This is a genomic window from Mycolicibacterium stellerae, assembly GCF_003719305.1.
Taxonomy (GTDB): Bacteria; Actinomycetota; Actinomycetes; order Mycobacteriales; family Mycobacteriaceae; genus Mycobacterium; species Mycobacterium stellerae.
On record NZ_RARC01000008.1, the window covers coordinates 175,831 to 202,012 of the forward strand.

Sequence of the window (26,182 nt, forward strand, 5' to 3'; positions counted from 1 at the left end):
AACGACAGCGAATAAGCCGTCGGGTCACATCCTGGCTAAGCGACCCCTTCGACAGGGGTGCGATACTGCCGCTTCCGATCACGGCCATGTACCGATGCCCGATGGCCCGCGGCTAGCGTGCAGTCGCCCGCCAGACGTCGGACCGCGTAATCATCGCGCCCTAAACAATCATTCAGCCAGCAACAAACTCGAGCACACGCGCCATCGGCTGCGATCGGTAAGGTACCCGGTCCAGCGTTGTCGGCGCTGCCGTAGCTCATCTTTTTTTCGCCGTCGATGGACTCTCAGACAGACGGGTGAAGACGACAGCCGATCGCATCACACATGCCCGGTGGGCAGCAGCGTTGGGCCGGACCCGCAGGGTGGGAGAACCGACCCACCCGGCGCCAGGGTCGGTGCACCATGGCAGTAGTCATCGGTTTCCCTTTGCTTCTTGCGCCTGTCGTGGCCGGGCTCCCAAGGGCCCCAGGCTTCCCGCGTGTTGGAACCGGCCGCAGGGCTCGGCACGTCGTCCGCGGCGTTGTGTCTCGAATGTCCGTGCGAGAGTCGAATAGGATCCTGCCTCGAGTACCAACCCGAAAACCGGCGCGGAATGGCGATGCGGCGCCAGCCCGGCGTCGGCCGGTGTTTAACGGCGGCAGCGGCGCCTGGGCAGGCGCGGCGACACGCGGTGGCTGTTGTGGTCTCGACGACAACGACGTGTTTCGGCTGCAACCCGATGAAGCCCAGTTCATTAATTGCCGCAGTTACCGTGGTGATTTGCGTTATAGGAGATATGACGCTTGGACGGTATCGCCGACAGCGGGCATCGTGGATCGGCGCGCCCCGTATGCACTCGCTCGCGAGGAGCCGGTGCTCCCAAAGCTGCGAGAGGCCGGCCTCCGCGTCCCGGTTGGCGTGCATCGCTGACCGCGTGCAGTCTGCACCGCGAGCACTGACATGGACGTAACGACAGGACCGGGTAGCTCGGTCGCTGGTTTGGATCTATTCCTGGATCGCGCTGGGGGCCGGGTGCGTAACAGTGTGATGGACGCCATTCGCGATGCGATCCGTTCGGGGCGGTTAGTGCCGGGGACCCGGTTGCCGTCAAGCCGCGCGTTGTCCGCCGACCTCGGTGTGGCGAGGAATACCGTGGCGCGTGCGTATGCCGAACTCATCGCCGAGGGCTGGTTGACGTCGCAGCATGGCTCAAGCACCGTGGTTTCCCCACGTACGGCCGAGGCGATCCGGTCCATCGCCGCACCGCCCAGGCGCCGGGCGGCGCGCCTGTTGGACCACGACTTGCGGCCCGGCCATCCTGACCTGTCGTCGTTTCCACGGGCGGCGTGGAGCCGTGCGGTCAAGCGCGCGTTGGACGCGGCACCATCTGAGGCTTTCGGCTACGCCGACCCGCATGGCCGGCCGGAGCTTCGTCTCGCCCTTGCCCAGTATCTGGCCCGCGCTCGGGGAGTTCGGGCCCGACCGTGCAACATCGTTGTGTGCTGCGGGGCCGCTGAAGGACTGAGGCTCGTCGCCGGTGCTTTGACAGACGGCGGCGTCGCCGCCGTCGCCGTCGAGGCGTTTGGCCTGTCCACACAGTGGGCGTCGCTGACCAGAACGGGGTTACGTTGCCCGCCATTGACTGTGGACTCCGATGGTGCTGACGTCAGAGCACTGGAGAACATGGCAGACGTGGGGGGTGTGCTGCTCACGCCGTCGCACCAATTCCCGCTCGGTGTGTCGTTGCATTCCGACCGCCGCGCGGGGGTTATCGATTGGGCGCGACGAACTGGTGGAGTGATCATCGAGGATGACTACGACGGAGAGTTTCGCTACGACCGCAGGCCCGTCGGCGCGCTGCACGGCGGCGATCCTGAACGCGTCATTTATATGGGTACGGTGAGCAAGTCGCTGGCGCCGGGGCTTCGGCTCGGCTGGTTGGTATTGCCCGAACGACTCGTCGACGCGGTGGTCCGGCAGAAGGGTGAAACCGAGGAGACCTCCGGCTTCGTCGAACAGTTGGCGATGGCCGAATTCATTGTGTCGGGTTCCTATGACCGACACATTCGCACCATGCGCGCCCAGTACCGGCGCCGTCGCGAGCAACTCGTCGTCGCCGTCGCCCGGTCATCACCGAAGAGCACGGTGGCTGGGATGCCTGCGGGCCTGCAGGTGGTGCTCGAGCTGGCCGGTGGCGACGAGAGCGCGCTGGTCCGTCAACTCGGGTGGCGACAACTTGGCGTCCAGGGACTTGACTTCTTTCGGCACCCGGAAGTCGACGACGAGCGCGACGGTTTGGTGATCGGCTTTGCAGCACCCGCACCGAGTGCATGGTCAGCAGCTTTGGATGCCTTGACTGGACTGCTGCCGTGACACTCGGATCAAGTGGCCCCGTATCGCGGCGGCTAAGTGGCCCACGTTGAGCGCGATGCCGTACTTAGCGTGGAAAGCGTGATAGTCGCAGGCAACGCCAGGATCACCGAACCCGCTTTCTTGCGGTCTGCGTCTGCGCTGCCGGAGTGGACATGATCACGATGCTCGACCCGCAAGAGACGGCGCCGCGCGATTCCTTGCGTCGTCCAAGTGCTCGGGGACTCGTGTGATGAAGAGGATGCAAGCGATCATCGCGCGTGAGCGCGCTGCCGGTATTGGCGGCCTCGCGCTAGCGCAGGTGCCCTACCCCCACGCTGCCGAGAACGATGTCATTGTCAGGGTGTGTGCGGCGGGCTTCACCCCCGGCGAACTTGACTGGCCAGGCAGTTGGACCGATCGGGCTGGGCGTGACCGTACGCCGACCATTCCCGGCCACGGGGCATCCGGGGTGGTCACCGAGTTGGGTTATGGGACCACGGGACTGTATGTCGGCCAACGAGTCTTCGGGATTACCGACTGGTGCCGCAACGGCACGCTGGCCGAATTCGTGGCGGTGGAAGCACGCAACCTTGCGCCGCTGGAGCCCGGAGTTGATCCCATTCTGGCCGCTGCCCTGCCGATCTCTGGCCTGACCGCATGGCAGGGGCTCTTCGTTCACGGACGACTCGCGGCGGCCAGACGATTATCATCCACGACGCCGCCGGAGCCGTTGGCTCGGTCGCTGTGCAATTGGCCCGTGAGGCGGGGGCTCGGGTGATCGGTACCGGCCGCGCGGCCCACCGCCAGACCGTGCTCGATGTGGGCGCCCATTACTTCGTGGACCTGCACCACAACCGGCTAGAGGACATCGGCGAAGTCGACATGGTGTTCGACGTGATCGGCGGTCAAACCCTCCATCGCTCGGCGACGTTGGTCCGTTCGGGCGGTGCGCTCGTCAGCATCACTGAACCAACGCCGGTTCCTACCGGAATCGCACGGGTCATATTTTTCGTCGTCGAACCCGATGGAATGGAGCTTGTGGCGCTGGAGCGCCGGCTTCGAGATGGGCGGCTGAGGCCACGCGTCGGAGCGATCTATTCCCTCGAAGATGCTCTTGCAGCATTCGACCCGACCCGCCACAGTCGCGGCAAGACGATCATCCGCGTCATCGACGATGGGGATGGCGAGTGACCGAAATCATTGCGGGAGGTTCTATTTCGACTCTATCCGACCTGACGATTCGCCCTCCTTGGGTGGCGGCGCTTCGGTACCGTGCCGCCGGCGTTTGGCGCGACTCGGGTCAGATAAGTGATCTGCGACGATGGCGGGACCAAACACCGCAGGCGACAGCCATTCGGGCGTACCAGGCTGATGGCGAGGCAAGGCTCATCACATACGCCGAGTTGGCTGGTCGGGTCGAGCGATACGCTGGCGCGCTCTATGAGCTGGGTGTACGGCCGGGACGGGTGGTTGCTTGTCAGCTGCCGAACTGGTGGCAGGCACACGCCTTCGTGCTGGCGGCTACTCGGCTGCAGGCGGTTGTGGCGCCGATAATGACCACCATACGGCCGCGAGAGCTGCAGCGGGTGTTGCATCGCGTCGGAGCTTGTGTGTGCGCCACCGCCGACGAATGGGCGGGATTCGATCATGCTGCGGCCTTGAAGGACATTGCTTCGGCGCTGCCCGAACTGCAACACCGTGTGGTGATCGGGGACGCGGCCGCCGGGGACGTCGATTTCCGATCGTTCTTCGACGAGACACCTTGGGAGGACCGCCATCCGGTGGCGCTGGACGACGCGATCGAAGACCCCGACCGCGTTGCGATGATCCTGTTTACCTCCGGTACCTCGGGTGAGCCGAAGGGCGCGCTGCATACCCAGAACACGTTGTACGCCTCCGCATCGAGCGTTATTCAGGTAGACGACTTCGGACGCGCGGACGTGCGGTTCACCCCGCACGCGCTGATGCACACCGTTGGGCAAGATGCGGCCCGATCAGCCTTGATTGCCGGCGCATCCGTCGTATTGCTCGACGCTTGGTCCGGTCGGCGAGGCTTGCAGGTCCTGGCCGACAGCGCAACCACCGGATTGGTGGCCGCTCCTAGCTTCGTCTACGACATGCTTGCGGTGACCGACGGAAAGCCCACCCAGTTGCCAGCGCTGCGCACGGTTCGCTGCGTGGGCACGACCATCCCTAAACCGCTCGTCGCAGCGGTACCGGACACCTTCGGCGTGCTTCTGCAGAGTGGATGGGGCTCAACGGAAATCGGCACCGGAACCGTGACCCGCCGCGATGATCCGCCGAACTGGGCCGCCTACAGCGACGGCCGTCCCATCAGAGGCATGGAGCTCGACCTTCGCTCAGGCGCGGATATCACCGTTGAACGGCCCGGGCGTGTGTTCGCTCGTGGTAGTGCGGTCTGTATAGCCACCGTCGGCCGTGACGCCGGGGTCGTGAAAATCACCGCCGAGCAGGACGACGGCTGGTTTGACACCGGTGACCTCGCCGTTCCGGACAGGCGCGGCGGGATCCGGCTGATGGGCCGCGTCGGCGACCGAATTGGTGGAGTATTCATGGTTCCCGCGCACGATGTCGAGTCCGAGCTTCTGAGGAGCCCCCGCATCAAGGACGTCGCGCTGGTCGGCTATCCAGGTGAACAGGGCGGCGAGTTGGTATGCGCCGTGCTGGTCGCCGCCACCACACCGCCGATCAGTTTGGATGAGTTGCGCCAGTACCTCACTGACGAGGGTATGACCGAGTGGTACCTGCCCACACGACTGGAATACGTGGAAGCGTTGCCGCGCAATGGTAATGGGAAGGTCAGCAAGGAACTACTTCGGCGTTGGCTGGTCGGTCAAGCCTCCCTTTCCGATTGATGAACTGCTCACAGAAGAGCCGTTCTGCAGGGCGAGACATAGTGTGAAAGTGACTGTGAGCGAGATGAATCGAGTTGACGGGTTAGCTATTGCTCGCCCGTCCTCTGAGCGGCCGCACCGGTCAGTGGGGACTTCGCCGGGACTCATCGCCGTGCTGGCGGCACTCACCCCGATCGCTCCGTTCTCGATCGACATGTACTTGTCCGCATTTCCTCAGATGGCGCGCGACTTGTTCGCTCCGGCGATTGAAATCCTGGTATGTCTGCGGTTCGTACAGGGCTTCACGGGTGCGGCGGGCGTCGTCATCGCCCGTGCTGTAATCGCCGACCGTGCCCGGGGACACGTTGCTGCGCAGCTCTTTTCAACGATGAAATTCACCTCATTGCTCGCGCCGCTAGCGGCGCCGGTGCTCGGCGGTGTGATCGTTACCGCCGTGGGGTGGCGTGCTGTGTTTGTAGCGCTGGCTGTGATGAACCTTATGTCTCTTCTGGGCGTGGTTCTCCTCGTCGACGAATCGCTGCCCAAACGCCGTCGCCGGCCCAGCGGGCTAAAGGCATTGGTCGCCAACGCGTGCAGTGTGCTGGGCAATCGCCACTACGTCGGGTACACCGCCACCACCGCGTTCATCGCGGCGGCAATGTTCGCCTACGCGTCTGCATCACCTTTCGTGTTGCGGAAGATCATTGCTTTATCGCCGGCCGCATATTCCTACACATTCGCCTCGTTTTCTCTTGCGATTGCCGCAGGAGTGCCGTCGCACGCCTCACCATCAAGAGCGTTGCACCGTGTCGGGTGTTGGCGGCGGAGTCATGGCGCTAGTGATGATTAGTGCACTCATCCTGTTGACGGTCACGATAGGCGGAGTACGCCCTGGCCAACTATTGCCCTTTTGGGCTTCTTCACGGCGGCGATTGTCCGATGTTCCGCTTGGTCCAATGAAAGGCCACAATATGGCGAAAATACTCGCGTACCAGACCCCGGCGATGGGTCATTTCTTTCCGATCAGCGTGCTGCTCACGGAGCTGCGTAACCGGGGGCACGACATCGCGTTACGTACCCTCGCCGACGGAGTCGAGGCCGGCCTCAGCATGGGATTCGACACTGCACCAGTCGATCCCCGGATCGAGGCTATGCCCTTGGACGACGGGGGCGCCTCGAATCCGCAGGAGGCGTTGTTGCGAGTAGGAGATCTGTTCGCGCGGCGTGCGGAATATGAAGTCCCCGATCTGACCAAGGCGATCGACGACGCTCGCCCAGACGTGCTGATCGTCGACCCGAATTGCTGGGGTGCATACGCGGTGGCCGAAGCGAGCGGGTTGCCTTGGGCGTCGTTCTGGGCCTTCTTGCCATATCTGCGATCACAGGGAGTGCCGCCGTGGGGGCCGGGGCTGCGGCCGTGGCCGGGCCCGGTCGGTCGGCTGCGAGACGCGCTGCTTCGACGGAAGTTCACGGCGATTGACTCGTGGGTCGGCCCGCTCAACATCATCCGCGCCCGGCTCGGTGTCTCGCCGCTCACCTCGATTGACGACTATGCACGTCGTCCACCGTTGGTTCTCGTTGCCACAGCCCAACCGTTTGACTACCCACATCCGGACTGGGATGACTCCATCCAGTTCATCGGCGCCTGCTCCTATGACTCGGCGCCTTCGACCGCGCCGGAATGGTTGGCGCAAATCGACCGACCGATTGTCCTGGCATCGACGTCCTCAGAGGACCAGGGGGATGGCGAGCTGGCACGCGTAGCGCTCGCCGCACTGGCGGACCAGCCCGTCCACGTCGTAGCTACATTCCCAGCTGGAGTGCCGGCGGACATCGCGGCACCGGCCAACGCCACGGTGTGCGAGTTCGTGCCGCACAGCCTGGTGCTGGACCGCGCGGTATGCGCGATCACCCACGGTGGAATGGGCGTCACCCAAAAGGCGCTGGCGCGAGGCGTACCGGCGTGCGTTGTGCCCTACGGACGCGATCAGTTCGAAGTCGCCCGACGCGTGGAAATGGCGAAATGCGGCACTTGGCTGCTGCCCAAGAACCTCACCGCTGCCCGGTTGCGCGACAAGGTTATTCAGGCCATGGCGATGACCGAGGGTGCCCGCCGCGTCGCGGCCGGATATGTCGCGACGGGTGGTGCGGCCCATGGCGCCGACCTGATCGAACAACGGCTGCTCGCCTCACCACAACTCCGATCGCGTCCCGCATAAACGTCAGGGGTTGTCGAGTCCAATCTCAACTCTCAGAAAGGGTGTCATGACTCTTCCCTCACAGTTCATCGTCCCGGGCGCCTGGCGCAAGCTAGAGCACTTTCGCCGACTCATCGACGAACTGCGGGATCTCGATTTGCACACCGTCACGATGACAAGCAGCGGCAATGACCCCGCTCTACGGGACATGTATGCCGACGCAGACATGATCGCGCAAGCGCGTCTGTAAATGCTTGGTGCACAGGACCGCCCGCGACGACAGTCTCGATCGGTCAACAGATGGCAGAGAGGAAGAAGTCCAACAGGCTGACCCGGTCCACGAACACCCGCTGCTGGGAAGTGTTCGCAGGAAAGCTTGATCTCGTGACGCGCGAGGACGCCGAGCGGTTTCTAGTGGCGACGGCCATGTGGACCGCGTTGTTAACCAGAGGGGGTATCAGCGGTCGTGGAAGGGGTCCGGACCGAGGTACACCGAAACATACGTCGGAGGGAATGAACATGAACGTTCTTGACCAAATCGTCGCGGGTGTTGTCGAAGACCTCACACAACGGATGAGTGAGACGCCCCTGTCACTGCTGCGGTCCAGGGTTGTTGACATGCCGCCTGCGCTCGACCCAATGCCGGCTTTTCGGGAACCTGGCGTGGCGATAATCGCGGAGGTCAAGCGCAAGAGCCCGAGCAAAGGTGAGCTTGCAGACATTTCAGATCCAGCCGCTCTGGCTGGCCAATATGCGGGGGGCGGCGCTTCCGCGATCAGTGTGCTGACCGAACGCCGCCACTTCGGAGGATCCCTCGCCGACCTGGACGCCGTACGTAATCACGTCGACATTGCGGTGCTGCGCAAGGACTTCATCGTCGACCCGTATCAACTGTGGGAAGCCCGCGCCCATGGTGCCGACATCGCGCTGCTCATGGTCGTGTCGCTCAGTGACAGCCAGTTGGCCGACATGTTGGGACTGTGCGACGAGCTCGGATTGACGGCGCTTGTCGAGTCACATACGGCCGAGGAAATCGGCCGTGCAGTCGATGCCGGAGCGAAGCTCCTGGGGATCAACGCTAGAGACCTGACGACCTTGAACGTAGACCGCTCGGTATTCGCCGAGCTCGTAGCTTTCGTCCCCGAAGGATCTGTACGCGTAGCAGAGTCGGGCGTGGCGAGCCCGAAAGATGTCGCGCAATACCACCACTGGGGTGCCGACGTGGTTCTCATCGGTGAGGCACTGGTGCGTTCTGGAGACCCACGCACCGCCATCCGCCGTTTCATCGAGGCCGCCAATGTCTAACCCACGCCGAGCAATCCCCCGCCGCAGGGGCGGCACTCGGCTCGCCTCGATGAAAACAGGGGACTTGCCGAATGCGAATGCTGAGCCAAGAACGGCGTCTCCTCGACGCACGCAAGCCACTTCACATCGCCCACGACATGTTCGACGGGATGGGGGATGGCGGGGTTCGCCCAGCGGGCACGACGTGCGCTCGTGACCACGGGGGAGAACGCGCAGCACAGCGCGGCAGCGGACAGCGTCCCAGGGCTGACGCCGCAGGAAGTGCGGGTGGCGAGGCTGGCCGTCGAAGGGTTGACGAACGCGGAGATCGGAGCGCGACTGTTCATCAGCGCCAAGACGGTCCAGTACCACTTGGGCAAGGTGTTCAGCAAGCTTGGCATCAAATCTCGCAATCAGCTCCAAGATGCAGCGGCGCGGAGATACCTCTAGCGTTCGACCCCGCGACGGCTACGCAGATCACCCGTGCTGATCGTCGACCTTGAGGGGGTCTGCAGTGGTGGCGATGAAGACGACCAGCAGTTTCGCCGGGTCGGTCGGGCTGACGTTTTCGGTGGCCAGGTGGTGGGCGCCTGGCGGTTCGGACCAGTTCTCTCCTTGGTGGTAAACACGGGCAGGTTCGCCTTCGAGCTGGCTGCTTACGGTGCCCTCGAGCACGTACGCGTACACGAACGCGTCGCCGTGGCGGTGAGGGACTGCACGTGCGTCCGGCGGGAAGGTCACGATCGCCGAGGTGAACGTCTTGTCGGGCACGTTGGGGAGTTCCTGTTGGAAAAGGGGCGCCATGGTCTCAGACGGGTGTTCCGGTGGGGCGGCGTCGGCCCGGGTTTCCGTCCCAGGAGTACAACCCGCGACCACGGCGGCGACTGCGGTGGTCAGGAGGACGTTGGCGATGGCGGCTCGACTCATGGACGTTTCCCTTCTTGCTCTGTTGCTACCTGGATGATCGTCTTGCCCGGAATGCGTCGGCGCGGGGCAAACGCGTCGGCCGTCTCGGCCAGGGGCCGCACGGCGCCGACGATTGGCTTCAGCCGCCCCTCCCTCACTCGCTGGGCCAGGTGCGCAAGCTGGCTGCGGTCGGGCTCAACCACGAAGAAGACGGCGCGCCCGTCCTTGGGTCGCACCGTCGGTGGCATCGCGATGGTCACGAGGGTGCCCCCGGCGCGCACCAGCGCGGTTGACCGTTCGAGGACCTCGCCGCCGATGACGTCTAACACCACGTCGACTTCGCCGGCGTCCTCCACGGGGTCAGCGCCCAGGTCCACGAACGCGTGTGCACCGAGGCCCAGCACGACGTCGCGGTCACATGACCGTCCGGTGCCGATCACCCGAGCACCCACCGCGTTCGCAAGCTGGACGGCAATCGATCCCACCCCGCCGGCAGCGCCGTGGACCAAGACGGTCTGGCCGGTGGCGAGCCCGGCGTGAACGAACAGCGCTTGCCACGCGGTCAGTCCCGAGATCGGCAGTGCAGCAGCCACGGCGTCGTCGATGTCGGTCGCGAGCGGGGCGAGGTTGCGTGCCTCGACTGCGGTGTATTGGGCCAGCGATCCGTCGCGGCTCCAGTCGGTGAGGCCGAACACCCGTTGGCCGACGGTGAGGCCAGTGGTGCCGTAACCCAGCTCGACGACTACTCCGGCCAGTTCGTGCCCAGCGACGCTGGGCGTACGGTCACGGCCGGCCCGGTCGGTCCAGGTGCCGGGCCAATCGAGTTCGCCTGGGGTAAAGCCCGCGGCGTGCACGCGCACGATGACGTCGTTCTCGGCAGCGTGCGGATACGGCAGCTCGGTCAGGGTGAGCCCACCGACACCGGCGTCGCGGTCTCGTACGGTGATGGCTTGCATGTCGAGCCTCTTCACGCGGTTTCTCGAACGCCCACAGGTGTTGTCGCGGGCGGACGTGTGGTGAGTGTGGCCTTCGCGGCGTGCAACGCGGCGCTTACGGACAGCACCGCAATGAACGAGATGTACAGGTAGCCAGTGGTTTCCAGGCCGAAGTAAGGGGCCGCCAACCCGGCGGCGAGAGCCGGAAGGCCCAGCGCCGTATAGCTGACTATGAAAGCGGCGGAAAAGACTTCCGATCGTGAGTGCGCGGTGGTGGTCCCGCTTATGCCGCGGAACGTCCCGTTGAAGGTCAGGCCAACGCCCAACCCGGAGACGGTCGATGCACCGATGAAGGCGGACGGGGACGCGAAAACCAGGGCAGCGGCCAAACCCGCCGCGCCCAGCGACAGCAGGACCGCTCCGAGCAAGGTGGCGGCTCGCGCGGGGCGCCGCGCCGCCCACAGTCCACCCGCACAGTTGGCGATGAACAGCACTGTGATGCAGAGGCCGCCTGCGGCGCCGAACTGGACGTGCAGGACGTCACGCACCAGCGACGGTGCGAGTGCGAGGAACAATCCGGTGACCGACCACCCCGCGACGATGGCGGGAAGCGCGGCGAAGAACTCCCGCCGCGCTTCCCGGGGAACCCCTATTCTCGGGCGCAACGCGGCAAGTCCTCCTGCGCGTCGGATGGCCGTCTCCGGGATCGCGAAGACCAGCGCGGCGAGGACCACGAACGCCAGCGTGAGCGTCGGAAAGAGCACCGCATCGGGACGCGGGCTCACCTGGACGAGCAAACCAGCCAGCCCCCCGCCGACGGCCAGCCCGAAGCTCGTGCCCACGGCCGTCATCGTCGGCCCCACGTGGGGCCGGCCCACGGGGCAGAACTCGACCAACCCAGCGGCGAGCGCACCCGTCGCCGTCCCGGTTGCGATGCCCTGCACGACCCGGGCGAGCACGAGCGAGAAGACCCCGTCGGCCGCCCAGAAGATGGCCGTCCCGACCGCGGCCACCAGAAGGGACGCGACCAGCACCGGACGGCGCCCCAGGTGGTCACTCAGCGATCCGACCGTAAGGAGGGCACCGATCAAGCCGGCCACGTAGACGGCGAAGACCACTGTCAGTATCGTCACCGAAAAGCTCCATCTCTGCAGATAGAGCGGGTAAATCGGCGAGGGCGCACTGGTCGATGCCATCAGCAGGACATTGGCGAACACGAGCAGGCCGAAAGCGGCACCTCGTCCGAGGGGACGCTCACCTGGGAGGCGACTCGCATCAGTCAGCGCGGTGTCCACGACGAAATGCTCCGGTCAGCTCGGCCAGGCCGAGCCGAGCATGCGCTCGACAGTGGTTGCGCGCTGGAATCCGGGGATGAAGTGCTCAAGAACGTCGGAGTTCACGGTTCCGTTGGTCGTCTCGGGGCGATGCTTGAAACCGTCGAAATAGGCGCGCAGGAACTCGTTCTTGAAATGGCCCCGCGGGTGTACGGAGAGGATCTCGTCCACCTGGTCGGTGTCCAGCCCGTCGAGGCCGAGTCCGATCACGTCGGTCAGCACACCGAGGTACGTGGTAGCGATCTCTGGGCCCATGTGGTCGGGAATTCCCGGTGTCGTGTGCAGCGCAATCGCCGTCCACACGGTGTCGGCGTCCGCAGCGGAGAAGCCGTGTTCGAGCAGGAATTCGCGTCCGTGGTCGGCCCCGTCGACCTCGAAGCGCTGTACCGCATCGGAAAAGGGCGTCGTGAGACCGGTGTCGTGGAACATGGCGGCCAGATAGAGCAGCTCGGGGTCGGGTTTCACGCCGAGCCGGTGAGCGTGGTGCTGTGCGAAGAAGAAGACCCTGCGGGAGTGGTGGTAGATGAGCGGGCTGGTCATCTCTTGGGCGAGACGGGTCGCTTCCGCGACCGCCGCCGTGTCGGGAACTTCTACACCCGCAATGATTTCTGACATGACTGATGCGCTTTCGGTTCGTAGTCGTCGGACTCGGTCTTACATTTGGCCGGGAATCCCTCGAACGTGGACGGTTGGCAACGATCGCAATCGTCGTCAGGGGCCGACCGCCCGATGCGATGACACATGAGTCATAAACGCCTCGGTCCGCCCTCGGCATTGCACGACGGTTCAGATTTTTGGCTCGACATCACCTCACGCAGCCGGCTCGAGTACGTCCTGACCTAAGCCACCGCCGGATCGATGGCTAGCTGCTAGCCAGTGGTGGATGCGAGCATCAGCCGGTTCGACGCATTCTGAGAGCGTGACGAGCCTCCTCAGTTCGTCTGTGCAGGCGCAGGGTGCACAGACGTCGACGGCCGAGCACCTGCGTCCGATGCGCGGGCGGGCGGCCGAACTGAGCACGGTCGGCTCGCTGGTGAAGCAACTCGGGCAGGGCCGCGGTGGTGTGCTGATCGTCGAGGGGCCTCCGGGTATCGGCAAGAGCCGACTGATGATGGAGGCGAAGGTTCTCGCCGCGGCGGCCGGGGCGCGAACTTTGTCTGGTCAAGCCTTCGAGTATCAGCAGACGGTGCCGTTCTTCTCGCTGTTCACGGCCACCCTGCATGCCGACCCGCCCGTGGGTGATGCCACGGCGCTTAGCCGGCTGGGCACGTCGGTGGACCTCCACCACTGGGTGGTGCACGTGCTCAAGAATGGGATTCGCGTCGCCGCGTCGGAAACTCCGCTGGTCATCCTTCTCGAGGACGTCCACTGGGCGGACACCAGTACGCTCCTGGCCTTGCGCGAGTTGACGGCGACGACGCCGATCGACGCGCCGGTGCTGTGGGTCCTCAGCACGCGAACCGGTGCCGGCAGTCCGGCAGCCCGGGATACCGTAGCCGAGTTGGAGCGGCAGGGGGCGACCTTCGTCCGGCTGTCGGCCATGTCGCGGTCCGGGGTCATCGAGATGATTGAAGACGCGGTTCGAGCGCGTGCCGACGTCTCTCTGCTGACGTTGGCCGACAAGGCACACGGCAACCCGTTCCTGGTGACAGAGCTGCTCGGAGGGCTGACCGAGGAAAGCCGGTTGCGCGTCAGCCGTGGGTGCGCGGTCGCGACGGGTGAAACGCTGCCTCGGCGGTTGAGCCTGACCATGAGACAGCGATTGGACGAGTTGTCCGACGAGACGAAGGAAACCGTTCAGGTGGCTGCCGTGCTGCCCGATCGCTTCACCGCGGCCCTCCTCGCGCAGATGCTGGCACGGCGCCCGGCGGCTCTGGTGTCGGCCGTGGACGAGGCGGTGCGCGCCGACCTGTTGGTGGAAGACCGCGACCACTTGAGGTTCGGTCATGACCTCCTCCGGGAAGCGACGCGTCAATCGTTGCCCCCGTCGCTGCTTCGTGCGATCGAACGTCAATCGGCAACAGTCATGATGGAGATGGGTGCCGCGCCGGCAGAGGTTGCGACCCAGCTGGTTCGCAGCGCGGAGGTCGGCGATCAGGCGGCGGTCACTGCGTTGCGCGACGCCGCCAAATCCGTGGCGAACGGTGACAAGAGCGGTGCGGCCGATCTGAGCAGACGAGCCCTCGACCTACTGCCCGCCGATGACCCGCAGCGCGGAGCGGTGGTGGTGGAAACCGTTGGGCTGCTGAATCGTTCCGGGCGTTATCAGGAGGCCGACGACCTCGCGGCCGCCACGCTGGAGCAGTTGTCACCGGAGGAGGAAGCACAAACGCGCCTGCGCACCCCCAGGGCGGCCGATGCTGTCGAAGAGCGCATCGCGGAGAACCGCCGCGCGCTGCAGTTGAGCCAGGTCAGCGATGCCACCCGGGCCCGTCATCTGGCCTGGCTGGCGTGCAACCATGCGGTCAGCGGTCTGCCTCGCGACGAGTCGGTCATCAACGAGGCCGTCGCCGCCGCCGAGGCGACCGGGGATCCGGAGAGCCGGACCATCTGCCAAATAGCGCTGACCATCGCCGAAGCCGTCGATGGCGAGGCATTGCGGGCGTTGAATCGGATCGAGAGGCTCGACCTTCGAACCGACGGCGATGATCCGACCTTCACCCGTGAGTTGGCCGCGGTACACCTCTGCAACGTGTTGCAATTCCTCGGCCGAGCGGATGAAGCCCGGGAGGTGATGACGCGCGGAGTGGAGGCCTCACGCCGCGAGGGCAGCGAGGTGGCGGCTGTGCTGTGGGCATCGCAGGAAGCGATGTTCCACCTGGCCGCCGGACACTTGGCCGCCGCGCGTGCGACGTTGGATGCGGTGGCAGCGCCACTGTGGGGCGCGATGAGCGAGATAGCCATGCAGCGGTGGCTGGTTCTGGCCGAGGTCGCCACCCGTGTCGGCGATCGAAACTTGATGCAGGAGTTGGTGATCGAGGCACGGGCGGCGAACCCCACAGGCCCGACACACGTGAACGGGGGTGCGGCGTACGTTCTTGCGTTGGCAGCATGGGACTGCGGCGACGTACACGAAGCGGTGCGCTGGTCAAGTCGTGAAGTCGGGCAAGTGGTCAGTGCGCAGTCGGCAAATCCGTTCGACCAGTTGATCTTCACTGCACGATTGGCGGTTGCGGCCGGCGATGCCGGGCTGCGAGCCCGGGTTCTGGGCAGCCTCGAGATCCTCAAGCACGACAGCGACGACGTCCCGCTCTTTGCCGCGGTGATCCAGCACACCCGGGGCATCCTGGAACGCGACGCTGCCGCACTGGTCGACGCGGCCGCCGCGCTGCGCACCGTGCGCCCGCTGTCGTCGGCCAGTGCCGCCGAGGATGCCGGTGCGGCACTGGCGCAGACGGGCAAGAACGCTCAAGCCGTCGATGAGTTCAATGTCGCCTTCGACATGTACGTTGCCGCCGGGGCAACGGCCGCCGCCCGCAGAGTGGCCCACGCGTTGCGTCGACTGGGGGTGACGCGCCGGATCGGCACCCACTCACGCGAGAGGACCGGCTGGGACAGCCTTACCGATGCGGAGCTGAAAGTGGTCAACCTGATCGCCGAGGGCGCGACGAATGCGGTTGTTGCCCAACGCTTGCATCTCTCGCCGAACACCGTCAAGTCCCATGTCCGCAGTGCGTTCGCCAAGCTCGGCATCAAGTCACGCGCGCAATTGCCAGGGCTGCTGAGCGAGTCTCGACAGCCATCCTTAAAGATCACCCCCCGGGTGATGGCGGCGCACCGGCGCACGGCCGACAGTAGTAGTGACGAACTTTCACTACGAACGGAGATCCACCCATGAGCATCGAACTGGTCGACAGCGTCGCCGGCATCACCGTTCCCGACACCCCACTGACACGCGACATCACCACCTTCATCCGAGACGCCGAGGACGACCTGCTGTTCAACCATTCCCGGCGGGTGTTCTTCTTCGGAGCACTGCAGGGGCAACGCCGTAACCTTCAGCCCGATCTCGAACTGCTATACGCCGGCGCGATGTTTCACGACCTCGGCCTGACCGAACGCTACCGCACCTCCTCGAGCCTCCGCTTCGAAGTCGACGGCGCGAACGCCGCCCGGGACTTCCTCCTCCAACACGGTGTCGATGCCGCCGAGGCTCGCAAGGTCTGGCTCGGCATCGCGTTGCACACCACGCCGGCGGTGCCTGAGTTCCTCGAACCGGAGGTAGCCCTGGTGACCGCCGGTGTCGAGACCGACGTCCTGGGCATCGGCCGCGAGGACCTGGCGCCGAAGGCGTTGTCGTCCGTCACCGCCGCGCACCCACGGCCAGACTTCAAACACCAGATCCTGCAGGCTTTCACAGTCGGTATGAAGCATCGGCCGCGTACCACGTTCGGCACGGTGAACGCCGATGTGCTCGCCCACTTCGACACGTCGTTCGTCCGCGACGACTTCGTCACCATCATCCTCCAGAGCAGCTGGCCCGAATAGCGAAGGACCGGGACTGCTATGACGAGAATCATCACCATGCCGGTTCGTGGAGCCGCGAAGCACCACGCCGCCAGCGCGGAACGCCTTCGGGAAGACTTGCAGGCCATCCTCGGTCAGCTCTTCGAGCTGCACGTCCAGGGCATCGAAACGCATGCGCACTTCATCGGGACGAGATTCGTGGAGTTCCAGCGCCATCTCGAGACCATCGTGCAGACCGCCCGCGAGGCCAGCAATGCCGTCGCCGACGCGTTGCGAGGAATGGACGGCGACAGCGGGCGCACCCCGGTCATCACGGAGCTTCCAACCAGAATCCCCGGGTTGCACCCTGGGGAGCGCTGCACGACGGCGGCCGCCAACATGATGGTGCATCGAATAGCTATGGTGCACAGCACCATTTGCCGCATCGGCGACCAGATAGACGATGCGGACACGTCGATCGGTTCTCTTCTAGAGGCGATTGCGAACACCCTCGGGAAGGAGGCGCTGTTGGTGAGCGCGGAATCGCGAAGCGTCAACTCGGCGGCCCGGTCGGAGACGCCAAGCACCGTCGAATGGATTGATCCTGCGGCAGTCTCCGGCGGGCCACGATGAGCATGCGACTCTCCGGCGACGACTGCCTGACGACGGAGCCAGTGTCGGATCAGCGTGAGCACCATTTCGAAGTCACCGTGCTTCCGCTCGCTGATCAACTCCACACGGCTGCACTGCGTCTCACTCACAATGCGCAGGACGCCGAAGATCTCGTCCAGGAAGTTCTGCTTCGTGCGTATGCCGGCTTCGGTTCGTTCCGAGCCGGCACCAACCACACGGCATGGCTCTATCGCATTCTGCGCAACACCTGGATAAGCGAACACCGCAAGAAGAAGTGTCGGCCCGATGAGGTCTCGATGGAATTCATTTTCGGCGTGCAACACTCTGGTGTCGGCGTGCGAGCGTCCAGCGCTTCGCCGTCGGCCGAAGACGCTGCGCTGGCGTCGATGCCGAGCGAGGACGTCACGACGGCTTTCGCCGCCCTGCGAGTGGACATGCGGACGGCGATCTACTACGCCGACGTCCTCGGGCTCTCGTACGCAGAGATCGCCACCCTCAGCGATTGCCCGATCAGCACGGTCATGTCGCGCTTGCATCGAGGCCGTAAACGGCTGCGTGCGAGCTTGGTCGAGGCTACCAGCCGTCGCGGCCACGGTCCGGATCGGCGATTCGCCAAGCTGGCGCGGGCCGGCTGATGACACCGCGCAGCTCGAGGTGAACGCGTGCGGCGGCGACCGCATCCAGGCGCGAGTGCGATCGTGACCATCGCACTCTCGGCCGCTGCGCTGTCGCTGATCTTCGCCGCGTCGGTGTCAGCGGAGGGTCCATCTGACGCCGCGGGCGGCCTGCAGGTGACGACCGATGACGGCAGTACCGCCGCTGCAGCTGGCGGTCCGGTCACCGTCGGGCATCCGCGCATATCGCCGCATGGTCAGGAACCGAGCCTGCCAGGAGATCCAACCGTGTGGCCGCCCGAAGAGGTGTTACCGCTGCCGTCGCCGAAAACGGGACACGACAAATGCAAGCGGCGACACGGGAATCAGACATTGCCTCCTTGGTGCTTCGATCTAAGCAGCTGGCCGGTGTACAGAACGCAAACCCTCACCGCCAAGACGACCGGCATACGCGTCGTCGACGGCGTGCAGCCATCCACGCGGCGGCAGCATCCCCGACCGATCAACGGTCCACCGAAGACGGAGCGAACACCGAGGGAACAAGAAGACCCGACCGCAGATGAACCACGAGGCCGCCCGCCGACTGCGCGGGCCCACAGCCCGAACAGAAGACCCTGATGGCGCACAAACGGTGTCACTGCATCAACTGTCGCCCGGACGTGTCGTGACTCGTTCGGCACTGGATTCTCGAGCCGCGCAGCCATCGGCCAGCGCCGCCGATTCCCAACTGGGAAGGCGCGGCCATCAAGGTGATTCTCACCTCGGCGCAAGCAAACGATCTCCCTTGCGAATCCCGTTGTTGTTGGCCGCAATCGGGCGCACGGGCGCCGATGTTTCGAAACGGCTGGGCTCCTACGGAGTAATCTCCATGTTCGACGTCGTGCCCGGCCGGCGCGACTCCCCGCGCGCAGTGATACCAACTATGGGCACCGTCCTCGGCGAAGGGGAAAGCCCGGCTAGCGAGCGGGTCTGCGCGGCCGTGGGCGCCCCACGGGCGGCGACATATCACTTCACGTACACCGCCAAGCGCCCTGACGTAATATTGCCATTGTCTGGCGGGGCGCCTGTCTCAACGTGATCGAGAAGCTGCCCGAGCGGCTGCGCCACTTGCACGTCCACCAGGGCCACATGGTGGAGATGAGCGACGCCGACCTAGAAGCCTGGCACGCCGGCGGCCAATTCTTCGTTCCGTCGGCCACCCTGACCGGGTCCGCCGACACGGTCAGAAAGTGGGTGACCGAAATGGCCCAAGCCGGTGCCACCGAGATCATGATCGAACCCTCGGGACCTCATATTCCCCGGGAACTGGACACGTTTCTCTCGGCTGTCTACGGGGGTGGCATCGCGGACGTAACTCGCTGCATGAGCTCGAGCGCAGCCATCCTGACGATGATGCGTCGCTGCCGCCGTTGTGGCGACAGCAGTGGTCGTCATGTACGAAGGTCTCCATGACTACGGGCTCCGGAGCGCGGAACATCGTTCTAGTGCACGGCGCCTTCGTGGACGGATCGAGCTGGCGGGCGGTGTATGACCTGCTCACCGGGGACGGTTATCACGTCGCCGTCGTGCAGAATCCCACCCTGTCGCTGTCGGGCGACGTGGCGGCGACACGGCAGGTCATCGACGCGCAAGACGGTCGGGTCGTGCTCGTTGGGCATTCGTACGGCGGCGCGGTCATCACGGAGGCCGGCGTCCACGACAAGGTAGCGGCCTTGGTCTACATCGCGGCATTCGCGCCCGACGAGGGTGAGTCGGTGCGAGCGCTCGGGGGGGATCCCGACGCGCCGGGATCACCGATCGTCCCAGTGTCGGAAGGGTTTTGGTGCCAAGACCGGGCGAAGTTCCACGACTCGTTCGGTGCTGACCTGCCCGCTGCAGACGCCGTATTCATGGCCGACTCCCAGGTCCCGTGGGGGGCTGACGCCATGGCGGGGCGGGTCACCCATCCAGCCTGGCGCGGCAAGCCAACCTGGTACCTTATCGCGACCGAGGATCGCATGATCCCGTCGTCCGCCCAGCGCGCCATGGCGCAGCGGGCCAGCGCCACCACGGTCGAGGTGGCCGCCAGCCACGCCGTCTACATGTCACAACCGCGCGCCGTTGCCGCCCTCATTCGGCGAGCCTGCGGTTAGATAGCGTTTTCACCGGACGTCCGAGGATTCACGGTAGGCGAAATCGATTTCGCCGCAACGTAACCCAGATGCGACAGCGATGATCGGCCACGTCGACGTTGGCGCCACGGCGGCGACCTCGGCTGCCGAACTGGTCTCCTGGTCGGTGAATGAAACTGCCGCGGCGGCCAGTTTGGCCGATGTGGCTTCCAGGCGTGCGACCATCGCCGCACCGGCCGCTGCTACGTCGGCGTGCACCGCCTGAACCGCTACCGCCGTGGCTTGCCCGGACGGCATCGATAGATCCGGAGAGGCGCTGACCCCGGCCACGTCAACTGCCAGCGATTGACAGTGAGCGGCCAGCGTATCCATTCCGCCCGCGTCGACCTGAACCGAAGCCATAGGAGAATTATATGGGCGTCGAATTTGCGTTGAGAGCGCGAAATATCGAGCGGCTCCGCGCTCAGCGCAGTCTCAAACGGGGGACCTGAGCATGCGCCCATCACGCTTAGGATAAGCGTGTGGACGACGCAGTGTGGGAGGCCAGCACACCCCGAGAAAAGGTTCTGGTATCCGCCCTTGACGACTGGGTGGACCTCGGTCAGATCCACTCGTATGTCGAACGAGCGAACCCCGGCGCTTCGCTGGCCGACATCCAGGCCGAGACGTTGGACCTGGTTCGCACGTTGGCAGATGAGGGCCTGTTTCTCATCGGTGACCTGACCGGGGACGGCGGCCGCTTCGTCGCATGGGACACATCTACGGAGGCCTCGCTGCAACGGATTCGCGGCGAGTACGTCGAGCGGTACGACGACAAGGACAGGTGGCCGTGGTACTCCTGGCTGGACCTCACCGCCGAAGGGGACCGCGTTGCGCACGGGGTCGAGGCGAAGCTGAATCAGGCCACTGAAACCAGCACGGGCTGATCGCGATACCGCAGCGGAAACAAGCGCGCCAGATCGGCGACCTTGGGCATGTCGTTCATCGCGATGTACGCCGATGTCGGATGCAAGTCCAGGTAGTTCTGGTGGTACCCCTCGGCGGGGAAGAACCCGGTGTTCGGCTCGACCCTCGTGACGATCGGCGCGGGAAAGACGCCCGCCTGCGACAGCGCAGCGATATAGGCCTGCGCGACACGCTGTTGGTCGGCGTTCTGGGTGAAGATCGCCGACCTGTACTGGCTGCCCACGTCGGGCCCCTGACGGTTGAGTTGAGTCGGGTCGGTCACGACAGAGAAGTAGATCTGCAGGAGTCGGCCGTACGTCACCTGGGTGGGGTCGTAGGTGATCCGCACCGCCTCGGCGTGACCGGTCGAACCGGTGCCGACGGTCTCGTAGTGTGCGGTCTCCGCAGCGCCTCCCGCGTAGCCGGATTCCGCCTGCGTCACGCCTCTGACATGTTGGAACACTCCCTGCACACCCCAGAAGCAGCCGCCTGCCAAAACGGCGGTCTCAGTGCCTGCGGCAGGCGCCTGCTCGTCGACGGCTGGCGCCGGGACCGCGAACGACTCCGCCGCGCCTGCTGGATGTACATCGAGCAACGCCACCGCGGCGATACCGACCAATCCGAGAACGGTCGCCAGGGTGAATTGGGTGCGTGACCTGTGTGGCATGGCTCCAGTGTCCAGGCGAATCACGCATTGAGGCTCGCGTGGGCAACGACGTTCTTTTTCCGTAAGACCGATTGTTCTCAGCTTCGGGACGACGTATCGCTCTGGTCCACCAGGACCGCGCCATCGGGTTGGTCGCCGAGTGTCTGCAGCGCGATATCGGAGCCGTCGACGGTCGTCCGGATGATCTGCGCCAACTGGGCAGGCGCATCGCACTGCACGTAGTGGTCGGCGGTCGGCACCACCCAGTAGCGGTTTTGGCCCGGCTTGTCTTTCAGGTACGTCTGCCACACATGGTTGGGGACGCGCAGCGGCGCGACGTTGTCGTGCACACCCCACACCAGCGACAGGTCGACTTCACACCTGGAAAGGGCCTCGAGCCAACGGGTTTCATTATCTGCGCGCTCGTGCAGGTATCGGATCGTGTCCGGCAGGACACGGATTCCGTCGTTGTGCGCGAAACACTTCGCCAGCGCTGCGATCTCCGGATCCTGCAGGGCCCGCCGCGGCATGAACGTGCTCGCTCCCAGGCCCGCGGCCAACAGCTCCGGCGTCGTCGCCGCCGCCGTGGCGCGACCGGTCGCGTCGTCGAGAAGTGCGGTCTGGAACGCGGTGAGGTTGGCGAGCGGTAGGTAGATGTTGGCATTCGTCATGACGACGCCTGCAGGCACCGCGCCCCGACGCCGCGCAATGAGCATCTCCAGACCGATCATCCCGACGCTGCTGCCGCGATCGTGGGTCACCATCCAGTAGTCGGTCAGATTCCACACTTCGGTGATGGCGTGGACGAGCAGCCGCGCATCGTCGTAGAGCGAATAGACATAGGGCGGCTGCGGCTTGTCGGACAGCCCGTAGCCGGGGAAGTCCAGGACGAAAATGTCGAACTCGGCGCCTAGTTCCCGCGCCAATGCGTAGAAGTCGATGCTGGACGTGGGAAAGCCATGTACGCACACCAGAGCCGGTGCGCCGGGTGTGCCTGCGCGCCGGACGAACACGGTGACGTCGGCGCCGTCATTGGCTTCGGTTGTCGACCGCCACTCCATTGTCGTCGCGCCGTTGCGCCAGTCCGCAAAGATGTCCACGATGCCGCCTTTCGACGGTGGTTCGTCGCGCCCCGAGTGACGCCCGTCACAGCAAACAGTACCGTCCCGCGGTGTGTAGCCAAGATCACCTCGCGAAAGTTGATTAACTTAGAATTAACAAGGAGGATCAAGGCGTTCTACTTAACGGGTAATCCGCCCATGTGGATCGCTACAGCAAACACACCCCGCGATCCGGGGTGGCAATAAGGAGTTGAGGAAATGTCTTTCGCGCAGTTCCGCGCAGATGTGAAGCGCGCCCGCAGTCGGCGGCGTATCTATGCACGGATCAACGCACTGCCCGATTCGACTGTTCGTGAGGAACTGCTGGCCATCGCCCAGCGGCACGAATTCAGCGAGCGCTGACGCGGCAGCCAAAAGCAGCCCGTCCAAGCGGCCCTCGGAGATTCTTCCGGGGGCCGCTTTCGTGTCGGCCACGGCTCTGAGCGAAAGCCGAGGCCCTCGAGCCGATCATCGAGCAGAATCTCGTCCGTGAAAACCGCGCCGTTCATCAAGACCGCGCTTCCCGGGCCGCTTGCCACCGAAGTGCTCGCCCGCGACGAAGCCGTCACCAGTCCATCGCTGCCCCGTGCGTACCCACTCGTTCCCCAGCGCGGCCGCGGCGCCAGCGTCGAAGACGTCGACGGCAACGTATTTCTCGACTTCAACGCCGGCATCGCGGTGAGCTCGACCGGCCACGCCCACCCGACGGTCGTTGAAGCAATCCGGCGGCAGGCCGGTGAGATCCTGCACTACTCGGCGTCGGACTTCTATCTGCCCATCTACTCCGAGATGTGTGCGGCGCTGCGCGACGTGGCCCCGATATCGGGCCCGACGCGCGTGTATCTGTCCAATTCGGGTGCCGAGGCGGTGGAAGCCGCGCTCAAGCTGGCCCGCTACGCCACCAAACGTGCCTACGTCGTCAGCTTTTACGGCGCCTTCCATGGCCGGACGATGGGCGCACTCAGCCTGACGGATTCGAAGGCCAAGTATCACAAGGGATTTGGACCGCTTCTCCCCGGTGTGCTGCATGCTCCCTATGCGGACCCGCGGCGCAGGGCATCCGGTGACCGCGACACCGCGACCGTCGATTTCCTACGCGACGTCCTGTTCCGCTACGAGGTCGACCCGACAGAGGTTGCCGCGATATTCGTCGAGCCCATTCAGGGCGAGGGCGGCATCATCGTCCCGGCCGACGGCTGGATGGAGGACCTTCGCGAACTGTGCGACGAATTCGGCATCCTGTTGGTCGCCGATGAGGTTCAGTCCGGCATCGGCAGGACGGGCAAAATGTGGGCGATCGAGCACACCTCGGTCGAGCCGGACATCGTCACCAGCGCCAAGGGTCTGGCTTCGGGCCTTCCGCTTGGCGCCGTCATCGCCCGCGACGAGATCATGACCGCTTGGAGTGCAGGCGCGCACGGTTCCACATACGGCGGCAGTCCCGTGCCGTGCGCGGCCGGCCTTGCGACCCTTGAGGTCATCAGGTCGCAGAACCTGCTCGAGAACTCCACCGAACTCGGCACCTACCTCCTGGAAGGCCTGCGCAAGCTCCAGGCCGACCAGCCTGAGGTCATGCGGGACGTCCGCGGAGTCGGCCTCTTCATCGGTGTCGAGTTTCCCGACGGCCAGGTCGCCAACGCGATCCAGAACCGCTGCTTCCAGAAGGGCCTGCTCGTCCTGGAGGCAGGCGAGAACGTCGTTCGAATGACACCGCCGCTCGTCCTTTCGGCCGAGGAGGCGCAAAGCGGTCTGCGGCTGTTCAGCGAGGCCGTCTGCGAGATCAGCGAGGGCGAATTTTCCCGATGACCGCAGAGGTCTTCCACACGGCACCGCGCTCGGACACGTGTCAGGCGTCACCCCAGGCCACGGCGTGCCTGCATTTGGCGACGTGGTCCAGTCTGGCAAGCGCCGCTTCGAGGTCGCAAATCAGAGGGAGCTCACCGTCGGGGTCACAGATCCGCAGGATCCGCTGCACCGGTCGGCTGCCCGCGATCATCCAGTCCACATCGCGCCTGGCGCACTGCACGCTGGCGTAGTACAGCGCCGTGAAGCCCTGGCTCCCGAAGAAGTCGACGGCTGTCAGATCGAGGATGAGTTGCTTGGAGACGCGGGTGTGTCGCGCTATGAAGCGGCCGAGCGCCTGGCGGTTGGTGGCGTCGACGTCGCCTCGAACGGTGACGAGCACGCGCCCGTCGGCCAGTTCCTGCGCACTGAAGACCGCTCTGCCGCTGCGCTGCACCTCGTCGGCTGATGGCATCCGGACGTCGTGCAGCTGAACAGGGCTGGCAGTGGTCAAGGTGAACTCCTTCCACAGCGCACGAAGACGCTCGAGTGGTTCTCGAACGGCCCTTCGGTCTGAAGGCCGGATAAGCGGCGCCCTCGATCCCCGCGCACCGCGACCGGCTGCAAGCTCAACCGAAATCGAGGCTACTACGAATTCCACGATGTGGCGGAAAGTTCAGCAATCTCTCAAGAAGCCGTTGCGTAAGTTGACTTTTGGGATTCATTGTTCTCCGCTGGGACACCCGGTGGCCATCGATATCGGCGCTGTCGCGACTGAATTCGTCGCGAGGTAAGCTGCCGCCATGGAACTACTACGGCACGTAGTTGTTTTGCTGCATATCGTCGGCTTCGCGGTTACGTTCGGCGCGTGGGCGGCCGAAGCCGCGGCGCGTCGGTACCGCACCACCCGCCTGATGGACTACGGCCTGCTGCTCTCGCTTGTCAGCGGTCTCGCGCTGGCAGCGCCGTGGCCCGCCGGAATCGAACTGAACTATCCCAAGATCGGGGTCAAGCTCGTCATCCTCGTCGTGCTGGGCGGCCTGCTCGGTATGGGCAACGCGAGACAACGCCGCACGGGGGAGTCCGTGCCGCGTGCGTTGTTTGCCCTGATCGGCATTCTGTCGCTGACCGCAGCGGGTATCGCGGTCCTGTGGTGAATTGCCGCACCCTACGATCTTCAGGATGACCACAGCGCCGCAGCCGTTCGTGACGCAGGCGCCCGGCGGCATCCGCATCGTCTCCGACCGGCTCGGAGATCCGCAGGCCCCCGCGGTGGTGTTCCTGCATGGCGGTGGTCAGACGAGGCGGTCATGGGCCCGTGCCGCCGCCGCCGTGGCCACCCGAGGCTGGCAGGCCATCACCGTCGACTTCCGCGGCCACGGCGAATCCGACTGGTCGGCCGAGGGTGATTACCGCGTCGTCACGTTCGCCGAGGACGTGTGCGGGGTACTTGCGCAGCTGCCACCGAACCCCGTCCTGGTCGGCGCCTCTCTCGGCGGCTTCACGTCCATGCTGCTCGCCGGTGAGCTGTCGCGCGGCATCGCGAGCGCCGTCGTGCTGGTCGACATCGTGCCGAGCATGAACCCGTCCGGCGCGGCCCGCATTCACGATTTCATGGCCGAGCGGATGGTTGAGGGCTTCGCCTCACTCGGCGAGGTCGCCGACATGATCGCCGAATACAACCCGCATCGGCCTCGGCCCAGCGACCTGAATGGCTTGCGCGCCAACCTTCGTCGTCGCGGCGACCGCTGGTATTGGCACTGGGATCCGCAGTTCATCGACGGCACCGCCGCTAATCCGCCGTTCGAGGTGACCGACCCCGACCGCATGCACGCGGCCGTTGAGGCGATCCTCGCCGACGACGTGCCGATGATGCTGGTGCGCGGCCAGGTCAGCGACCTCGTCAGCGAGGACCGTGCCGAGGAGTTCCTCGCCCGCTTCCCCCAGGTCGAGTTCGTCGACGTGCAGGGGGCCGGACACATGGTGGCCGGTGATCGCAACGATCTGTTCGCCGAGGCCGTCGTCGACTTCCTCAACCGGCACGCCACACGCTAGCCATTCC

General features: G+C 65.1%; 26 protein-coding genes and 1 pseudogene. 19 read left to right on the forward strand and 8 right to left on the reverse strand.

Annotated features, from left to right (window positions below):
• Window positions 1-939 precede the first annotated feature (939 nt).
• The 8 genes and pseudogenes from pdxR to D6M19_RS13170 all read left to right on the forward strand — a co-directional run bounded on the left by pdxR (window position 940) and on the right by D6M19_RS13170 (window position 9,118).
• Entirely contained in the window at window positions 940-2,352 is a 1,413-nt protein-coding gene (gene pdxR, locus D6M19_RS13135; RefSeq protein ID WP_123025658.1) for a MocR-like pyridoxine biosynthesis transcription factor PdxR, read from the forward strand.
• A gap of 238 nt (window positions 2,353-2,590) precedes the next feature.
• Window positions 2,591-3,522, forward strand: a pseudogene (locus D6M19_RS13140) (NADP-dependent oxidoreductase).
• Window positions 3,523-3,584: 62 nt separating this feature from the next.
• Window positions 3,585-5,207, forward strand: a complete 1,623-nt coding sequence (locus D6M19_RS13145) for an AMP-binding protein (protein WP_164478468.1) — start codon at window positions 3,585-3,587, stop codon at window positions 5,205-5,207.
• A 49-nt stretch (window positions 5,208-5,256) separates the two neighbouring features.
• Window positions 5,257-6,036, forward strand: coding sequence for an MFS transporter (locus D6M19_RS13150; protein ID WP_234834837.1), 780 nt, complete (start codon window positions 5,257-5,259; stop codon window positions 6,034-6,036).
• A 121-nt stretch (window positions 6,037-6,157) separates the two neighbouring features.
• Window positions 6,158-7,405 carry a nucleotide disphospho-sugar-binding domain-containing protein gene (locus tag D6M19_RS13155; RefSeq protein WP_123025714.1) on the forward strand — a complete coding sequence of 416 codons (1,248 nt, stop codon included), beginning with the start codon at window positions 6,158-6,160 and terminating at the stop codon, window positions 7,403-7,405.
• Window positions 7,406-7,451: 46 nt separating this feature from the next.
• Window positions 7,452-7,634, forward strand: coding sequence for a hypothetical protein (locus D6M19_RS13160; RefSeq protein ID WP_123025660.1), 183 nt, complete (start codon window positions 7,452-7,454; stop codon window positions 7,632-7,634).
• Window positions 7,635-7,903: 269 nt separating this feature from the next.
• Window positions 7,904-8,689: an indole-3-glycerol phosphate synthase TrpC gene (gene trpC / locus D6M19_RS13165; protein WP_123025715.1), complete on the forward strand. Its 786-nt coding sequence runs from the start codon at window positions 7,904-7,906 to the stop codon at window positions 8,687-8,689.
• A gap of 192 nt (window positions 8,690-8,881) precedes the next feature.
• Window positions 8,882-9,118, forward strand: a complete 237-nt coding sequence (locus D6M19_RS13170; protein ID WP_206428516.1) for a helix-turn-helix domain-containing protein — start codon at window positions 8,882-8,884, stop codon at window positions 9,116-9,118.
• 27 nt (window positions 9,119-9,145) lie between these two features.
• Here the strand turns inward: D6M19_RS13170 and D6M19_RS13175 are convergent, their stop codons facing one another.
• The 4 genes from D6M19_RS13175 to D6M19_RS13190 are packed head-to-tail and all read right to left on the reverse strand — an operon-like array spanning window position 9,146 to window position 12,458.
• Window positions 9,146-9,595: a cupin domain-containing protein gene (locus D6M19_RS13175; RefSeq protein ID WP_123025662.1), complete on the reverse strand. Its 450-nt coding sequence runs from the start codon at window positions 9,593-9,595 to the stop codon at window positions 9,146-9,148.
• Window positions 9,592-10,530 carry an NADP-dependent oxidoreductase gene (locus D6M19_RS13180; protein WP_123025716.1) on the reverse strand — a complete coding sequence of 313 codons (939 nt, stop codon included), beginning with the start codon at window positions 10,528-10,530 and terminating at the stop codon, window positions 9,592-9,594. Before D6M19_RS13180 ends, D6M19_RS13175 begins: the two co-directional genes overlap by 4 nt.
• Before the next feature lie 11 nt (window positions 10,531-10,541).
• Complete coding sequence (locus tag D6M19_RS13185; RefSeq protein WP_123025663.1) at window positions 10,542-11,804, reverse strand: MFS transporter; 1,263 nt, start codon at window positions 11,802-11,804, stop codon at window positions 10,542-10,544.
• Window positions 11,805-11,819: 15 nt separating this feature from the next.
• Window positions 11,820-12,458, reverse strand: coding sequence for an HD domain-containing protein (locus D6M19_RS13190; RefSeq protein ID WP_123025664.1), 639 nt, complete (start codon window positions 12,456-12,458; stop codon window positions 11,820-11,822).
• 376 nt (window positions 12,459-12,834) lie between these two features.
• On the opposite strand from D6M19_RS13190, the gene D6M19_RS13195 reads away from it, so the two are divergent.
• The 6 genes from D6M19_RS13195 (at window position 12,835) to D6M19_RS13225 (ending at window position 19,668) form a co-directional block, all read left to right on the forward strand.
• On the forward strand, window positions 12,835-15,681 hold the full coding sequence (locus tag D6M19_RS13195; RefSeq protein WP_123025717.1) for a helix-turn-helix transcriptional regulator: 2,847 nt from the start codon (window positions 12,835-12,837) through the stop codon (window positions 15,679-15,681).
• Window positions 15,678-16,331, forward strand: a complete 654-nt coding sequence (locus D6M19_RS13200) for an HD domain-containing protein (RefSeq protein ID WP_123025665.1) — start codon at window positions 15,678-15,680, stop codon at window positions 16,329-16,331. The genes D6M19_RS13195 and D6M19_RS13200 overlap by 4 nt, the downstream gene beginning before the upstream one ends.
• Window positions 16,332-16,349: 18 nt before the next feature.
• A complete protein-coding gene (locus tag D6M19_RS13205; RefSeq protein WP_123025666.1) occupies window positions 16,350-16,922 on the forward strand; it encodes a hypothetical protein in 573 nt (190 codons plus the stop codon).
• Window positions 16,919-17,557, forward strand: coding sequence for a sigma-70 family RNA polymerase sigma factor (locus D6M19_RS13210; RefSeq protein WP_234834838.1), 639 nt, complete (start codon window positions 16,919-16,921; stop codon window positions 17,555-17,557). The genes D6M19_RS13205 and D6M19_RS13210 overlap by 4 nt, the downstream gene beginning before the upstream one ends.
• A gap of 1,053 nt (window positions 17,558-18,610) precedes the next feature.
• Window positions 18,611-18,988 carry a hypothetical protein gene (locus D6M19_RS13220; protein WP_123025669.1) on the forward strand — a complete coding sequence of 126 codons (378 nt, stop codon included), beginning with the start codon at window positions 18,611-18,613 and terminating at the stop codon, window positions 18,986-18,988.
• Window positions 18,985-19,668, forward strand: a complete 684-nt coding sequence (locus tag D6M19_RS13225; RefSeq protein WP_123025670.1) for an alpha/beta fold hydrolase — start codon at window positions 18,985-18,987, stop codon at window positions 19,666-19,668. The genes D6M19_RS13220 and D6M19_RS13225 overlap by 4 nt, the downstream gene beginning before the upstream one ends.
• A gap of 9 nt (window positions 19,669-19,677) precedes the next feature.
• Here the strand turns inward: D6M19_RS13225 and D6M19_RS13230 are convergent, their stop codons facing one another.
• The gene (locus D6M19_RS13230) at window positions 19,678-20,049 is read right to left on the reverse strand and encodes a hypothetical protein (protein ID WP_123025671.1); all 372 of its coding nucleotides are present in this window, start codon (window positions 20,047-20,049) and stop codon (window positions 19,678-19,680) included.
• Window positions 20,050-20,168: 119 nt separating this feature from the next.
• On the opposite strand from D6M19_RS13230, the gene D6M19_RS13235 reads away from it, so the two are divergent.
• Window positions 20,169-20,573 (forward strand): hypothetical protein, encoded by a 405-nt coding sequence (locus D6M19_RS13235; RefSeq protein WP_123025672.1) that lies wholly within the window; start codon window positions 20,169-20,171, stop codon window positions 20,571-20,573.
• On the opposite strand, the gene msrA is transcribed toward D6M19_RS13235, so the two are convergent.
• Both msrA and D6M19_RS13245 read right to left on the reverse strand, forming a co-directional pair.
• On the reverse strand, window positions 20,546-21,259 hold the full coding sequence (gene msrA / locus D6M19_RS13240) for a peptide-methionine (S)-S-oxide reductase MsrA (protein ID WP_123025673.1): 714 nt from the start codon (window positions 21,257-21,259) through the stop codon (window positions 20,546-20,548). The two genes, D6M19_RS13235 and msrA, sit on opposite strands and share 28 nt — an antisense overlap.
• Window positions 21,260-21,336: 77 nt before the next feature.
• A complete protein-coding gene (locus D6M19_RS13245; RefSeq protein ID WP_123025674.1) occupies window positions 21,337-22,338 on the reverse strand; it encodes an alpha/beta fold hydrolase in 1,002 nt (333 codons plus the stop codon).
• A gap of 219 nt (window positions 22,339-22,557) precedes the next feature.
• On the opposite strand from D6M19_RS13245, the gene D6M19_RS13250 reads away from it, so the two are divergent.
• Together D6M19_RS13250 and D6M19_RS13255 are read left to right on the forward strand one after the other, a co-directional pair.
• The gene (locus tag D6M19_RS13250) at window positions 22,558-22,701 is read left to right on the forward strand and encodes a hypothetical protein (protein ID WP_123025675.1); all 144 of its coding nucleotides are present in this window, start codon (window positions 22,558-22,560) and stop codon (window positions 22,699-22,701) included.
• 126 nt (window positions 22,702-22,827) lie between these two features.
• Window positions 22,828-24,144, forward strand: coding sequence for an aminotransferase class III-fold pyridoxal phosphate-dependent enzyme (locus D6M19_RS13255; RefSeq protein WP_206428517.1), 1,317 nt, complete (start codon window positions 22,828-22,830; stop codon window positions 24,142-24,144).
• Window positions 24,145-24,184: 40 nt separating this feature from the next.
• On the opposite strand, the gene D6M19_RS13260 is transcribed toward D6M19_RS13255, so the two are convergent.
• A complete protein-coding gene (locus D6M19_RS13260; RefSeq protein WP_327389791.1) occupies window positions 24,185-24,634 on the reverse strand; it encodes an STAS domain-containing protein in 450 nt (149 codons plus the stop codon).
• Window positions 24,635-24,923: 289 nt separating this feature from the next.
• On the opposite strand from D6M19_RS13260, the gene D6M19_RS13265 reads away from it, so the two are divergent.
• Window positions 24,924-25,277 carry a Fe-S protein gene (locus D6M19_RS13265; protein ID WP_123025678.1) on the forward strand — a complete coding sequence of 118 codons (354 nt, stop codon included), beginning with the start codon at window positions 24,924-24,926 and terminating at the stop codon, window positions 25,275-25,277.
• Between the two features lie 25 nt (window positions 25,278-25,302).
• Window positions 25,303-26,175 (forward strand): alpha/beta fold hydrolase, encoded by an 873-nt coding sequence (locus D6M19_RS13270; protein WP_123025679.1) that lies wholly within the window; start codon window positions 25,303-25,305, stop codon window positions 26,173-26,175.
• The last annotated feature ends 7 nt before the right edge of the window (window positions 26,176-26,182 follow it).